The 13,304-nt window shown below is 35.7% G+C and carries 13 protein-coding genes and 1 pseudogene; 8 read left to right on the top strand and 6 right to left on the bottom strand.

The genetic code is table 11. The features are described from left to right. Nucleotides 1–7: 7 nt before the first annotated feature. A complete protein-coding gene (locus HOO54_RS24350; RefSeq protein WP_253907677.1) occupies nucleotides 8–493 on the bottom strand; it encodes a transposase in 486 nt (161 codons plus the stop codon). A gap of 449 nt (nucleotides 494–942) precedes the next feature. Here HOO54_RS24350 and artP point away from each other — a divergent pair, with 449 nt between their 5' ends. From artP to HOO54_RS13460, 5 genes are all read left to right on the top strand, one after another. Beyond that, nucleotides 943–1,704 (top strand): arginine ABC transporter substrate-binding protein ArtP, encoded by a 762-nt coding sequence (gene artP, locus HOO54_RS13480; protein WP_172296067.1) that lies wholly within the window; start codon nucleotides 943–945, stop codon nucleotides 1,702–1,704. A gap of 71 nt (nucleotides 1,705–1,775) precedes the next feature. Further along, nucleotides 1,776–2,438, top strand: a complete 663-nt coding sequence (artQ, locus tag HOO54_RS13475; protein ID WP_172296065.1) for an arginine ABC transporter permease ArtQ — start codon at nucleotides 1,776–1,778, stop codon at nucleotides 2,436–2,438. Continuing rightward, complete coding sequence (gene artM, locus HOO54_RS13470; RefSeq protein ID WP_172296063.1) at nucleotides 2,431–3,153, top strand: arginine ABC transporter ATP-binding protein ArtM; 723 nt, start codon at nucleotides 2,431–2,433, stop codon at nucleotides 3,151–3,153. Before artQ ends, artM begins: the two co-directional genes overlap by 8 nt. Nucleotides 3,154–3,229: 76 nt before the next feature. After that, nucleotides 3,230–4,189, top strand: a complete 960-nt coding sequence (locus tag HOO54_RS13465; protein ID WP_172296061.1) for an aromatic acid exporter family protein — start codon at nucleotides 3,230–3,232, stop codon at nucleotides 4,187–4,189. Nucleotides 4,190–4,582: 393 nt separating this feature from the next. After that, complete coding sequence (locus HOO54_RS13460; protein WP_172296059.1) at nucleotides 4,583–5,851, top strand: MFS transporter; 1,269 nt, start codon at nucleotides 4,583–4,585, stop codon at nucleotides 5,849–5,851. Between the two features lie 290 nt (nucleotides 5,852–6,141). On the opposite strand, the gene prli42 is transcribed toward HOO54_RS13460, so the two are convergent. After that, the gene (gene prli42, locus HOO54_RS25190; RefSeq protein WP_375335807.1) at nucleotides 6,142–6,243 is read right to left on the bottom strand and encodes a stressosome-associated protein Prli42; all 102 of its coding nucleotides are present in this window, start codon (nucleotides 6,241–6,243) and stop codon (nucleotides 6,142–6,144) included. Nucleotides 6,244–6,512: 269 nt separating this feature from the next. On the opposite strand from prli42, the gene HOO54_RS13450 reads away from it, so the two are divergent. Beyond that, complete coding sequence (locus HOO54_RS13450; RefSeq protein ID WP_172296055.1) at nucleotides 6,513–7,631, top strand: tripeptidase T; 1,119 nt, start codon at nucleotides 6,513–6,515, stop codon at nucleotides 7,629–7,631. A gap of 258 nt (nucleotides 7,632–7,889) precedes the next feature. Here HOO54_RS13450 and HOO54_RS24765 read toward each other — a convergent pair. Continuing rightward, nucleotides 7,890–8,036 (bottom strand): annotated as a pseudogene (locus HOO54_RS24765) (DUF4372 domain-containing protein); the annotation flags it as partial. A gap of 174 nt (nucleotides 8,037–8,210) precedes the next feature. Next, complete coding sequence (locus tag HOO54_RS13440; protein ID WP_172296053.1) at nucleotides 8,211–9,380, bottom strand: MFS transporter; 1,170 nt, start codon at nucleotides 9,378–9,380, stop codon at nucleotides 8,211–8,213. A gap of 244 nt (nucleotides 9,381–9,624) precedes the next feature. Between HOO54_RS13440 and HOO54_RS23865 the strand changes: the two genes are divergently transcribed. After that, nucleotides 9,625–10,428 carry an aKG-HExxH-type peptide beta-hydroxylase gene (locus tag HOO54_RS23865; protein ID WP_216664775.1) on the top strand — a complete coding sequence of 268 codons (804 nt, stop codon included), beginning with the start codon at nucleotides 9,625–9,627 and terminating at the stop codon, nucleotides 10,426–10,428. Nucleotides 10,429–10,792: 364 nt separating this feature from the next. On the opposite strand, the gene HOO54_RS13430 is transcribed toward HOO54_RS23865, so the two are convergent. Beyond that, nucleotides 10,793–11,593, bottom strand: coding sequence for a membrane protein insertase YidC (locus HOO54_RS13430; protein WP_172299545.1), 801 nt, complete (start codon nucleotides 11,591–11,593; stop codon nucleotides 10,793–10,795). An 81-nt stretch (nucleotides 11,594–11,674) separates the two neighbouring features. Continuing rightward, the gene (locus tag HOO54_RS13425) at nucleotides 11,675–11,965 is read right to left on the bottom strand and encodes a hypothetical protein (RefSeq protein WP_172296051.1); all 291 of its coding nucleotides are present in this window, start codon (nucleotides 11,963–11,965) and stop codon (nucleotides 11,675–11,677) included. A 79-nt stretch (nucleotides 11,966–12,044) separates the two neighbouring features. Here HOO54_RS13425 and HOO54_RS13420 point away from each other — a divergent pair, with 79 nt between their 5' ends. Continuing rightward, nucleotides 12,045–13,301: a DNA polymerase IV gene (locus HOO54_RS13420; RefSeq protein ID WP_301539286.1), complete on the top strand. Its 1,257-nt coding sequence runs from the start codon at nucleotides 12,045–12,047 to the stop codon at nucleotides 13,299–13,301. Nucleotides 13,302–13,304: the final 3 nt, after the last annotated feature.

The following is a 13,304-nucleotide window of genomic DNA, read 5'->3' as shown; positions in this document are numbered from 1 at the left end:
CGAAAGACTACTTGTTGGCACTCGCTTCAATTTTAGTACCATCTAAAAAGTAGTTTTCCAGTGTTACGTATTTTTGTTCGATCAATTTTAACATCATCGCTTCAAATAACTCATCCATAAGTGCCTTCATTCGTACACCACGGAACTCATTGATTGTCCGAAAATCGGGTTGTAGCATGGCAGGGATGTTTTCTTTTGTTAATTTCTCAATTCCTCGGCAAGAATAGATTTTTTGGGAATAACCAAACAAGATGATTTTAAGCATCATTTTCGGATGAAAGGCACTTCGACCTCCACCAGTATAATGTGAAAACAGTTGCTCATCTGGAACAGCTTCGACCATTTCATCTACCACACGTGCCACATGATGTTCTGGAATCAGTTGTTCAAGATCATAAATCGCTTGAATTTGATGATTGTCATAAGATTTGAAGGTAGGGGCTAATTGTTTTTTTCGGCTTCTTTTTTTCTTTGTCTCTGGTAGAAGTGTCATTTGCGTGTTACGTCCTTTCGTAAATGTGGTCTGGTAACTTTATTTTACTAAAAGGACGATTTTTTTGTGAAAAAAACTATTAGAATGAGCTGTCTAAAAAGTCCTTTTTCAACATCAATCAGGGGGAATTGCGAGACCCCGCAGGAGCAAGGAACGAGCTCTGAGGAGGCTCGCGGATCGCCCGCGGAAAGCGAGCAAATTCCCCAATTTTTATTCATCCACACGACTTTCAGGACAGCCCCGTATTTTTTCTTTTTTAGAAAACTTCTTTGGGGTATTTATAATCAACTATAATGCATAATTATTTATAATAATGAATAACGAATAAATAGTTATTTTTCATAAACTTATATATTTATTGATAAAAAAGTCTTGAATACTTTCAAGAAAGTGTTTAAAATACATAACAACGAATAAATATTCAAATAGACTAAGAGGGAGAAGAGAACATGAAGAAATTTATTTTACTTTTTTTTGCATTTTGTATAATTTTTGTTTTAACATCTTGTGGAAATTCAAGTGATAGTGATAAAAAAACATTAGTTATGGGAACTTCTGCTGATTATCCGCCATTTGAATCAAAAGATGGTGATAAAATTGTTGGCTTTGACGTTGATCTTGCCAAAGCTTTAGCGAAAAAAACAGGGCATGATCTCGAAATTAAAGATATGGATTTTAATGGTTTGATCACAGCTCTTAAAACAAACAAAGTTGATATCGTGCTGTCAGGGATGACACCGACACCAGATCGTAAAAAGCAAGTTGATTTTTCAGATATTTACTATACAGCTCACAATATGATTGTGACGAAAAAAGCATCCGGCATAAAATCACTTCATGATCTTAAAGGAAAAACAATCGGTGTTCAGCTTGGTTCAATCCAAGAAAAAAAAGCAAAAGAATTGTCAGCTGATTACGATTTGAATGTCGAAAATCGCAACCGTATTTCAGATTTGACAGAAGAAATTAAAGCTGGACGTTTTGATGCCGCTATTATTGAAGATATCGTTGCTCAAAAGTACATTGATAAAAACTCTGAATTGATCGGTTTTAATTTACCAAAAGAACCAGATGACAAAGCAGGTTCTGCGATCGCTTTTAAAAAGGATAGTGAATTGACAAAGAAGTTTAATAAAGCACTTCAAGAAATGGAGAAAAACGGAGAATTAGAGAAATTGAAAAAGAAATGGTTTGGTGGAGAGAAAAAATAAAAGCCTCAAAAAGTTCAACTTTTTGTTGAACTTTTTTTCAATGATAAAGAAGGCGGAGAAGGAGAGACAAAATGAGCTTTCTTGATTTTTCAAGTACGATACCCGAGATGCCTTTTATACTTGAAGGCCTGGGGATTACATTAAAAGTAGTTGCAGCTGCAGCGGTATTTGGATTTTTATTGGGGGTTGTCATCACACTGATGAAAATAAGCCCGATCAAACCTCTTGCTTGGATCGCTGATTTTTACACCTCCATATTTCGCGGGACACCGCTCGTTCTTCAACTCATGATTGTCTATTATGGGTTACCTCAAGTATTAGGATTTGATATAGATGCTTATTGGGCAGCAGTGACTGCATTTGGACTGAATTCAGCTGCCTATGTATCAGAAATTATTAGAGCTGGCATCAATGCAATTGATAAAGGACAGAAAGAGGCGGCAATCGCTCTTGGAGTACCATATGCAAAGATGATGAAGGATCTTCTGCTTCCGCAGGCTTTCAAAAATATTATGCCTGCTCTCATTAATGAATCGATTACCCTAACAAAGGAATCTGCCGTTGTCACAGTGATCGGGCTTGGTGATATTATGAGACGTAGTTATCAAGCCGGAGCGGCGATATACAGCCCATTAGAACCCATGCTGTTTGCCGGTCTCATCTATTATGTACTCGTCCTTATTTTGACGTTTCTCGGTAAAGCAATTGAAAGGAAGCTGAATGTCAATGATTAATGTGAGTCATTTATCAAAATCTTTTGGGAAACATGAGGTGTTGAAAGATATCTCTGTATCCTTTGAAAAAGGTGAAGTAGCCGCAATCATCGGTCCATCTGGTTCAGGTAAGTCGACATTTTTACGATGTCTTAATCTGTTGGAAAAACCAACGCAAGGAAGTATTTTGATTGAGGACCAGGAGATCACAAAGCCAAAAACAAACGTTTTGAAAATCAGAGAAAACATCGGTATGGTCTTTCAACATTTTCATTTATTTCCACACAAAACTGTTCTTGAAAATATTATCTATGCACCAATAAATGTAAAGAAAAAAAGCAAACAAGAAGCTGTTAAAACAGCAGAACAATTACTTGAAAAAGTCGGACTCATTGATAAACAAGAAGCTTATCCAAATCGGTTGTCAGGAGGACAAAAACAGCGTGTCGCCATCGCACGGGCACTGGCTATGAATCCTAAAATGATGTTGTTTGATGAACCAACATCTGCACTTGATCCTGAAATGGTCAAAGAAGTACTTCAAGTCATAAAAGATTTAGTGGAAACCGGAATGACTATGGTGATTGTGACTCATGAAATGGGCTTTGCAAAAGAGGTTGCAGATCGGGTATTGTTCATGGATGAAGGTACTATTGTTGAAGATGACGATCCTAAGACATTTTTTTCTTCACCAAAAACGAAAAGAGCTCAAGACTTTTTGGATAAAATACTATAAAATAGGCTCAGGGGAAGATGATGATCATCTTCTTTTTTGATTAGAGTTTATTATAGTAAAAAAGAATGGGGTTATCATGTTTAAGATAGGTTATCGTACATTGAAAACAGCGTTAGGAACAGGGTTGTCCATATATTTGGCACAGCTTTTTGGACTTCATAATTTTGTTTCAGCAGGAATTATCACGATCCTTTGTATTCAGGTAACGAAAAAGCGCTCTCTGCAAGCATCGTGGTCACGATTTGTTGCTTGCTGTCTGGCCATACTGTTTTCATATAGTTTTTTTGAATTGATTGGCTATCATCCAGTTGTGATCAGTTTGATGTTACTGTTTTTTATTCCGACTACCGTTTTTTTGAAAGTAAATGAAGGGGTTGTCACAAGTTCAGTAATTATTCTTCATCTTTATATGTCAGAAGGCATTACCATCCCGATCATTTGGAATGAATTTCTGATCATCATCACCGGTATTGGTGTTGCACTTCTTATGAATTTATATATGCCGAGTGTAGATAAACAGTTGAAACAGTACCAACAGAAAATTGAAGATCAATTCTCAATCATGTTTAAAGAAATTGAGCGCTATTTGCTGACAGGTGATCAGGATTGGACAGGTAAAGAAATACCGGAGACACACCGATTAATTAATGAAGCAAAGGCAATCGCATATCGTGATGTGCAAAATCATTTTTTGCGTCATGAAAATCAATATTATCGATATTTTAAAATGCGGGAAAAACAGTTTGACATTATTGAAAGGGTTCTTCCTAAAATCACATCGATTTCAATAAAAATTGAACAGGGGCAAATGATTGCTGATTTTATACATGATCTAAGGCTGCATATCCATCCGGGCAATACGGCTCATAAATATCTTAAACGCCTCGTCGAAATGAGAGAAATATTTGAAGAAATGGAGTTGCCAGCGACACGCGAAGAATTTGAAGCGCGTGCAGCCCTCTTCAATTTTCTTGGTGAGATGGAACAGTATTTGGTAATTAAAAGTTATTTTAAAGGAATTAAGTCGCCTGTCTAATGACTCATCAGCTTCTCCTTATGAGCCAATCTAACACTAAAGGAGAAGCGATGTTTTCTTTAACAATTCTCCTCTAAATATCAAAAACCTTCACAAATCAATCTATTGAAAATATTTACTAGCTGATATATCATAGTGATATATATGGTATAGAAAAGAAAGGGAAAAATGGTGTTAATTGTTCATAGTGTGCAAAATTTGAACATACTGTAAGGGAAGTCTAGCTGATACATAAAATGATATGAGAGTTAACAACCCCCAAAGAAAATTCTAGTTTATCAATTTGAGAAATTTGAATGTAATAAAATATGCGGCTGGAGGCAGTGCATCAACCATAATCATAGATGATCCACAAGAATGATAAAAAAACCAAGAGATCAGAAAGGGGGAATCATGAAGAGTTCTTTATTCTCTCCGTTGTCATTTAAAGCTTATAGGCGATTTTATATTGGACAATTATTCTCAGATTTAGGAAATTGGATTGATTTCACGATTTTGACAGTTTTAATTATATATGAGTGGGGATTAAATGAATCATCAATGGCATTATTTGTCATTGTGTATGGTCTGCCATGGATTGTAATCGGTCCTTTTGCGAGCGTTTTCGTAGATCGCTGGTCAAGGAAAAAGGTCCTTATGATGACTTCTTTTTTTCGCATATTTGTGATCATAGGTTACATAGTTGCTCCTCATTTCTATGTTTTATTAATATTGGTATTTTTTAAAGGTCTCCTAGCTTCTTTGTTTGATCCTGCTCGTCAAGCGAGTATTCGTTCACTAGTACATGAATCCAAATTGGCCCAAGGGATAACCTTAACTCAAATTTCATTAAATTCGATGAAAATAGTCGGCCCATCACTTGGAGGTGTTTTAGTAGCCTCATTTAATTCTGACATTGCATTTGTGATAGAAGCTTTCTGCTTTGTTTTAACAACTATAATACTAATATTTGTTGATATACCTGAACAAAGAAATTTAACTAAACTTAATCAATTTCAGAATAATAAAAAGTTTCGAAAAGAACTCCAAGAGGGCATAAAACATATATTCAACAGCCCTATTTTAAGTACTGCAATTATTTCATCTGCTTTATCTTTATTTATCGTATTTCTTTGTGATGGGTTATTCGTTATTTTGTCTAAACAAATTGGATTTAATCAAGCAGGGTATGGTTTAATCATTTCGTTAGTTGGCTTAGGTTCTGTCATCAATTCATTTGTATTTGGACAATTGTCATTGTGGAAAAATAAACCTTTAACAGTGATGGCGGTCAATTTTTTTCTCACCGGTATTACGATTATGATCATGGGATTGGGTGGAGCCCATTACCTTCAACTTCCTTCAATCATTTATTATCTGTGTGCATTTTTGTTGGGAGCTTTGTCATCAGGACAGAACTTACCATATGGTTATGTTTTGCAAATTGAAACACCAAATGAAAAAATGGGGAGAGTCAGCTCAGTAGCTCAAAGTCTTCAGATGATGATGATGCTTCTGGCACCAAGTATTGGTGCTTTAATGGCTAAAGCTTTTGGAGTCGGTCATGTATTTACATTGTCTGGTATTCTATGTATCTTGGCTGCATCTGCTTATCTCATTTTTTTAAGAAAGAACATTCTGGAAGTCCAATATGATCAGAGAGCAAAAAAACAAAGTGTCTAGCTATCGAGTATTAAAGGGAAGGTACTGATATCTTTTTAGAAGCAAGTAATGCTATATAAAAACACTTTATTATTTGTCACAAAATGAGCTGACTGTTAGTCCTGTTTCCTCTGTGGGGTGCAAAGACGTCAAATGCACAGATTATCCAGGCACAACTAGGGGAGATGGATTGGAAAAAAATCTTAATATCAAATGAGAATCGTTCTTTTTCATCAATGGTATTCATGACAAAGGAAGACGACCATTATTATCGTTAAAAAAGCAGGCTGTCTGCCTGCTTCACAGTTGTATTAAAACATCATGCTGATTCCTGCAAGGACGCTCGTCAGCACCATGACACTAATCATTAAAATCACGAGAAACTTGATCGTTTTTTGAGACAAGTTTTTCACCTCTGCTTAATAAATTCGTCTACCTATCATTTTAGCTTGATTTTCTTATGTAGACAAGCTTTTTCCGGCCTGATAGTGTGAGTTTTCAAGTTGTTGTGCTATCATTAATTAAGATCATTATTTTACGGATGTCCTTGTTCTGGGGATTTGATATTTTTACATAATGAATCAGCGAAAAGTTTTTATCGTTCCACATTCGAATCCTATTGCAAGGATATCTCATATTGTGTTTGCTAGCATATATCGCTTTGAAATTGGAGGGAATCAACATGAATGAAAAACGTTTATTGGAAGAATTTTTAGAACTTGTACAAATTGATTCAGAAACAAAATACGAAGCAGAGATCTGCAACGTGCTGAAAGAAAAATTTACGGCTCTCGGACTTGATGTCTATGAGGATGATAGTGCGGCTGTCACTGGTCACGGAGCCGGCAATCTTATTTGTACACTTCCAGGTACAAAGGAAGCTGATACGATTTACTTTACTTCACATATGGATACAGTTGTACCAGGCAAAGGTGTAAAACCAGTGATTGAAGACGGCTATATCAAAACAGATGGCACAACGATTTTAGGAGCAGATGACAAAACAGGTCTGGCAGCGATGTTTGAAGCAATCAGAGTCCTAAAAGAAAAGAAAATTCCACACGGTACGATTCAGTTTATCATTACAGTTGGTGAAGAGTCAGGCCTTGTTGGTGCAAAAGCTTTAGACCGTGCGCTCATTAAAGCGAAATATGGCTATGCCCTTGATTCTGACGGAAAGGTCGGACAAATTATTGTGGCTGCACCAACACAAGCCAAAGTAAAAGCTTCTGTTTACGGAAAAACTGCTCATGCTGGAGTTGAGCCAGAAAAAGGCGTTTCTGCGATTACAATGGCTGCAAAAGCTATCACAAAAATGCCGCTTGGCCGTATTGATAAAGAAACAACGGCAAATATCGGTCGCTTTGAAGGCGGAACTCAAACGAATATCGTCTGTGATCATGTTGAAATATTAGCGGAAGCTCGTTCACTTGATCCTGAAAAAATGGAGAAGCAAACCGAAAAAATGAAGGATGCTTTTGAAGCAGCAGCTGCTGAAATGGGCGGTAAGGCGGAGGTAAGTATAGAGGTTATGTATCCGGGCTATCGCTACCAAGACGGAGATCTTGTGGTAGAGATCGCCAAAAAAGCTGCAGAAAAAATTGGCCGGCCGTCTGAGTTGCTCACTAGTGGCGGTGGTAGTGATGCTAATATTATTGCTGGTCATGGCATTCCGACAGTCAATCTTGCAGTCGGATATGAACAAATTCATACAAAAAATGAAAAAATGCCAATTGAAGAGCTTTCTAAAACAGCAGAAATGGTGATTGCGATTATTGAGGAAGCAGCAAAACGGTCATAACGGCAGTAAGAGAAATCGGGGCGTAACAGCCCCGATATATGAAAAAATTTCATTTATTCTAAAACCTCGAGTATTCTGCGATTACACTTAAATGAAGTTCTCCCTAATTCCCCTTTATTGAGTTAAAATGGTTGGAAACCCATTTTATGTTTGTAAGATTATAAATATCTCAAAATGTTAAAAAAGAAGTTAGCGCTTCCTTTACTACTCCTTTTCAGTCGGTCTCTGCGGAAGTAACTTTTGATGATCACGTTTTTATTATTCATTACTCAAGGCTTGTAGACGCTCACTTTCATGCAGGTGAGCAAAAAGTAGAAACTTAATATAAGAAAGTGTCGTAAGTTTCTTTGTGTAATTATCCTGTTTATGTTCCTTAACTTGTTCAGAAAGTTTTCCAATACTTAATGGTGATACCCATTATCACATGATTGAAATAGTGTATTCTTGTTCATATCAGATATCCTTTACTTTTGAATTTGGACAGGAACCACCTGTACTTCCATTGTAAAGGACTTTTTTTTGTATGAACATAAAAAGAACGAAAATTAATGCATTGCTAGTGATATCTTCTTGATCTATTCATTTTAAAAACCTTGTCATAAGAGCCGATAATCCATAAAGAAAGCTGGCAACAATATAAACCTTCTGTACACCAAAGTAATCCGATATAAATCCCATCATCAAAACAGACAAACCAAATGCTGAATAGTTTAAAATTCCATGAACTGAATATACTTTAGGAAGCTCAGTATATGAAACGCTTGTTTGAAAAAAAGTTTGTTGAGTAATATCTCGAATTTGATAAGGAATTCCCATCAATAAGGAAATGCCGAGCGCGAACCACGGGTTTGTGTTAATAGCAAAAAGCGTTGTTAAAATACAAACGGATAAAGAAGAGGCGAAGATAGTTGCTCGTAATTTATGATCCATTTTTTTAGAAAACAACAAAGCAACCAAACTTCCAAGTATCATCCCACCACAGTTCGTTGCATTAATAAATCCCCACCATGATTCACTTTGATGAAGATTTTCCTTTACAAAAACGAGAATGATAGATCCTATCCAAATTGATCCAGCAAAGGTTTCAATGATGTCCATAGCAACGATTGTTTTTAAGACTTTATTGTTCCAAATTAGTAACCAACCGGAAAGGAACTTTTTTAGTTTTGCTTCTTTTACTTTTTTGTTTTTTTCTAACGTTGATCGAGTCTTTATGACAGATAATAAAAGTGTTGAGATTAAAAATAAACTTACCGTCGCCAATAAGACTTCTACTTCTCCAAAATATACAATGAACAAGCCACCCGTTGACCATCCGATAAGCTGAATCACTTGATCAAAACTGTTGATAAAACTGTTTGCTTTAAAGATTTGACTTTTAGGAACAAGTGATGGAATTAACGAATTTCTACAGGGCTTAATCCAACCATCAAAAAAGGATATGATAAAAGTTAATATCAACAGAAGTGAAACAGAGTTCGTTGCCATTGTTAAAAGTAAAAGAATACTGGTTTGGCATGCTTGAGAGCTTACTAGTAAAGCTTTTAAGGGAAATTGGTCTATTAAAAATGGGGTTAATAATCCACTTAAGACTTGGGCCATAACCCTTAGGACCGGTATGACAGCAGAAATAGTAGCAGAACCAGTTTGATTATAAATGAAAGAGATTAAAGCAATGATATAAAAGGAATCGCCTAATTGAGCTAGAAAGTTTCCAGTAAAGAGGGCATAAAATGATTTATTTTTCATTAACAACTATTCCACCTTTTTAAAAAAATGGTTAAAGTTAGTTGAGCATTCAATAAAATTTTGATATATTATAAATTAACATAAAATAGGAGGTGATTTCAATGAAGGAAAAGATTAAAGACAATATTGAGAATTTTTCAAAAAATCACTTTGCGGATGAAATGGTTGGACCACTTAGAATAATGTATTAACTAAATCAAAATATGAATTATATTTTTTGAATAGAGAGAACATAATCTCAAATATGGATATTGTAATAAATTATGTAAATGACAGAAATGAAGTAATTACAAAAGAGAATCGTAAAAGTAACTTTTTTAAGGTAATGAAAAATTTGCAAAATGTTAACCTCCCAATGGAAAAGGAGAATATTAAAGTTGAATTCCAGGATAATGAGTTGATACAAAAATTAATTAATAGAAGAATGATTGAAGAAAAAGATATTGAGCAAAATAAACATTTATATAATGAAATAGAAAGAGAAGAAATAAGATATAATATAGAAAAAGGACTTCAACTAATAAAAATTCTACACTCAGATCTTCATGATTTAATTCAATTGCTTACTGGATCTTATATATGTTTTAGAAAAAAAGGTTTTGGCGGTGGCTCAGTTTCAAGTATTATTGGACTAACATGGTTAAGCCCGCCAAAGACGTGGTCAGTAGTAGATTACGCTGAAGCCATTTATCATGAGTTTATTCACAATAGTCTATTTTTAGATGACATGGTCAATTCAGTTTTTCCGGATCCAAAGGCATGTGCAGAAGATGAGGCCTTAGTTACTTCTACTATCCTCAAGAGAAAAAGACCACTAGATAGAGCTTATCATTCTGCTTGTGTAGCTGTGGGCATAATGCACTTTTATTATATGTTAAGAGACTTCAAAAAATTAAAATCATTTTATAAACCTTTGTGTAAAACAATTGAAGAACTTAATAATAAAAAACAATACCTTGGAGAACGAGGGATTGAAACTTTAAAAGGGTTAAACAATTTCATAGATAAACAAGATTATAAGTCAATAAGTCAATTTTTGAAGTTTTAAAATTGTTTTATGAGCTAATGTAAAAACTGTAAAAAAAAGTCATATCAATAATCTTTTGAAACAATTCTTCCAACAATCCGATTCCCTCCATTTAAATCATTTGATCTTTTTCGACAACTCATGCGCTTTTTTAAAAATACTCCAACAGCTTCTAAACTGTTATTCATTTTGTTATTTATTTTGCCAATTTTTTATTTTGTAAGCATGGTATCAAGTGAGTGGAATTCGATATTGAAATGGTCTACTGTTTTGATTTGGCTTGTGTTTAGTTTATTCATGATGCAGCCTATCGTATATCGATATGAAAAATCTTAAAATAGAAAAGGCTTCCCACAGCCATTACTGACTGAGAAAAGCCATTATATTACTTAGGAGCTGATTCGGCTGTTTGAAGCGAAGTCTTCTTTTTTTTGTAAACTTGGTGGAACACAACGGATTGGACAGTGAGAAACAATCCGCTGGTCATCCAATAAAGTGGCAGTGCCGCGGGTGCGTTAAGCGAGAAAATTGTCATCATCACCGGGAAAAATATTCCCATAATTTTAGCTGATTGTTGGGCTGCTGGGTTTGATTGTACTGAATTTTGAACATTTAATTTTTGCGAAACATAAAATTGGATTAAATACATCATACCAGCGCATAAAGATACGAACAGATCAGAATGTCCGAGATTAAACCAAAGAAAAGAATGGTCAGTAATTTCTTGAGTCGAACGTATCGCATTATAGAAACCATATAAAATCGGGAGCTGAATGAGCATCGGCAAACAACCGATTGCCAGTGGATTGATGTTATGTTTTTTGTAAAGTATCATCATTTCCTGTTGAATCTCCCGCTGTTTAACAGGATCTTTTGTTTTTTTCAATTTGCTTTGGATCGCATCCATTTCAGGCTTGGCCACTGCCATTTTTTCCTGCATTGCTCGCTGTTTTTTAAACTGGTTCGCAAACAGCGGCAAGACGAGTAGCCGTACGATAATGGTCACAAGGATCACGGCAAGTCCATAATTCCCGTGAAAAAACTCGCCGATTCCTTTAATGAGCTCTGAAAAAGGCATCACAAAATAGTGATGTAAAAACCCATCTTCACTTCCTTGTGTCCCATTGCTAGCAGCAAGTGAGACTTTGCCACCCATAAAAAATGTCACCATAACTAAAAGTATCATTGTCAATCGTTTCTTTAAACTCGTGTTCAACACGTTCTCCTCCTTCTTATCAAGGACCCGGCAAACGGGCGCCTTTTCCGCTTATATTGAAAGAAGAAGGGAACGATGGTCTTCATCATCATTCGATGAAGCCTTCATACGAATGACTTTACTAATCCATAAGGTAATGCGATGATAGAAGATAACAAGGTTATCAATTTTATTATAAAAATGAATCGTTTTGTCGACTTCAAAACGTTTGGTTTTCCAATCTTCGCTTGTATAGCAGTGATCCTTTAAAATCAGTGCGATTCCAATGGCTGTTAACGCAGGAAGGATGATTGTGAAAAACTCAAACAAAAAAAGAGCATCATTTAAAGATTCTAAAAACATGATTTCACATCCGTTTCACATTATATTTTACTATATGAACTTTTCTATGTCTAATGGAGAGAATAGGGAGGGAGCCGTCTTGTCTACTGGAAAAAAGAAGGGGAGAGTCATCTTTCATGTTGATATGAACAGCTTTTACGCATCTGTCGAAATGGCGCATGACCCTTCATTAGTCGGCAAACCGCTTGCCATCGCTGGTAATGCAAAAGAACGTAAAGGAATTGTCGTCACAAGTAGCTATGAAGCAAGAGCACGCGGTGTAAAACCTCCTATGCCACTCTGGGAAGCAAAACAGATCTGCCCCGATCTGCTTGTTAAACCACCGAATTTTGACCGCTATCGAAAGTCTTCAAAAGCAATGTTTCAAATGTTAAGAGAATATACAGACCTTGTTGAGCCAGTATCCATTGATGAAGGCTATATGGATTTAACAAATACACCATACAAAGAAAAAGCTTATGAAGTTGCCTTAAACATTCAAAAGCGTCTTCAAAAAGAACTTTCTTTGCCATCAAGTATTGGGATTGCTCCAAACAAATTTTTAGCGAAGATGGCTTCAAATATGAAAAAACCGCTTGGCGTCACGATACTAAGAAAACGACAAGTCCCTGAAATCCTCTGGCCCCTTGATATCGGGGAAATGCATGGAGTTGGAAATAAAACCGCGCAAAAACTGGCGACCCTAAACATTACAAAAATCGGTGATTTAGCTAGAGCGGATGAACATGTTTTAAAACAGCTTCTTGGTATCAATGGTCCAAGGTTAAAAAATAGAGCAAATGGAATTGATAATGCTGAAGTCGATCCTGAAAGAATCTATGAGTTTAAAAGTGTGGGCAATTCTGCAACTCTTCCTTATGACACGGCAGATGAAACAGAGCTCAATCAGCTGATTGAAAAGCTTTCTTCATCTGTAAGCGAAAGGCTGAAACGAAAAGAAGTGCTGGCAACAAAGATAGCACTTTTGATTCGTTATGCGGACTGGACAAATATAACGAGAAGCAAAACACTTCAAAATCCGACCGATGCAACAAATATCATTGCCCAAACAGCAAAAACGCTGTTTCAAAAACATTGGCAGGAAAAAGAGGTTAGACTTTTAGGTGTCACAGGGACAGAGCTTGTAAAACAAAAAGATGCAGTCAAACAGCTTGATTTGTTTTCATTTCAAGAGGATGTCAAAGAAGAGCCGATTGTCAAATTGATGAATCAGATTAATGAAAAATATGGAACAAATTTACTCAAAAAAGGTGTGAAAATCATTAAAAAAGAAAGCAAGACAAGTGGTACAAGCTTCAATAAAGACTTTTTTCAAGTCGATCAAAAAGATGAATAGCTT

The sequence above is a fragment of the Bacillus sp. WMMC1349 genome (assembly GCF_013155385.1).
Classification (GTDB): domain Bacteria; phylum Bacillota; class Bacilli; order Bacillales; family Bacillaceae; genus Bacillus.
Note: the sequence above shows the minus strand (reverse complement) of the source record. Positions and strands in the feature narration are given on the sequence as shown.

What these genes read in the sequence shown, in the direction of transcription:
- artM (WP_172296063.1), top strand. Translation starts at nt 2,431, where the DNA reads ATGATTAATGTGAGTCATTTATCAAAATCTTTTGGGAAACATGAGGTG.
- HOO54_RS13450 (WP_172296055.1), top strand. Translation starts at nt 6,513, where the DNA reads ATGAATGAAAAACGTTTATTGGAAGAATTTTTAGAACTTGTACAAATT.
- HOO54_RS13425 (WP_172296051.1), bottom strand. Translation starts at nt 11,965, where the DNA reads ATGTTTTTAGAATCTTTAAATGATGCTCTTTTTTTGTTTGAGTTTTTC.
- HOO54_RS13440 (WP_172296053.1), bottom strand. Translation starts at nt 9,380, where the DNA reads ATGAAAAATAAATCATTTTATGCCCTCTTTACTGGAAACTTTCTAGCT.
- HOO54_RS13430 (WP_172299545.1), bottom strand. Translation starts at nt 11,593, where the DNA reads ATGATACTTTTAGTTATGGTGACATTTTTTATGGGTGGCAAAGTCTCA.
- artQ (WP_172296065.1), top strand. Translation starts at nt 1,776, where the DNA reads ATGAGCTTTCTTGATTTTTCAAGTACGATACCCGAGATGCCTTTTATA.
- HOO54_RS13465 (WP_172296061.1), top strand. Translation starts at nt 3,230, where the DNA reads ATGTTTAAGATAGGTTATCGTACATTGAAAACAGCGTTAGGAACAGGG.
- artP (WP_172296067.1), top strand. Translation starts at nt 943, where the DNA reads ATGAAGAAATTTATTTTACTTTTTTTTGCATTTTGTATAATTTTTGTT.
- HOO54_RS23865 (WP_216664775.1), top strand. Translation starts at nt 9,625, where the DNA reads ATGGATATTGTAATAAATTATGTAAATGACAGAAATGAAGTAATTACA.
- HOO54_RS24350 (WP_253907677.1), bottom strand. Translation starts at nt 493, where the DNA reads ATGACACTTCTACCAGAGACAAAGAAAAAAAGAAGCCGAAAAAAACAA.
- HOO54_RS13460 (WP_172296059.1), top strand. Translation starts at nt 4,583, where the DNA reads ATGAAGAGTTCTTTATTCTCTCCGTTGTCATTTAAAGCTTATAGGCGA.